Genomic DNA, 346 nt, shown 5'->3' with positions numbered 1-346 from the left:
CGACGGTGACTGGCTTCACGATGTTGCTGATCAATGTATTTGCGCTCGCCATTGGCACGGTGGTCATCGGCATGCTGGCTGACCATCTGAAGCGGGCAGGCAGCGCCGCTCCATTGACGGGCGTCCTATTCGTCAACGACGTGCTGGCGATCAGCTCGGCCCTGTGGTTCGCCCTTGCGGCGCGCGCCGCAGGCAGGCAGCGCTTTCCCTCAACCGAAAATATTCAACCTGTGAGAAATTGAGAATGCAAAACCAGCGTCAGAATCTCGCAGGGCGTATCGCCCTTGTTACGGGTGCCGGTCGTGGCCTGGGCGGCGCTATCGCCATCGACCTGGCCCGCGCGGGA

1 pseudogene is annotated in these 346 nt (G+C 61.8%); it reads left to right on the top strand.

The features are described 5' to 3' along the window. Window positions 1-242 (top strand): annotated as a pseudogene (locus tag AB4Y42_RS44405) (MFS transporter); the annotation flags it as partial. Window positions 243-346 lie beyond the last annotated feature (104 nt).

Source organism: Paraburkholderia sp. EG286B (assembly GCF_040965655.1).
Taxonomy (GTDB): Bacteria; Pseudomonadota; Gammaproteobacteria; order Burkholderiales; family Burkholderiaceae; genus Paraburkholderia.
Note: the sequence above shows the minus strand (reverse complement) of the source record. Positions and strands in the feature narration are given on the sequence as shown.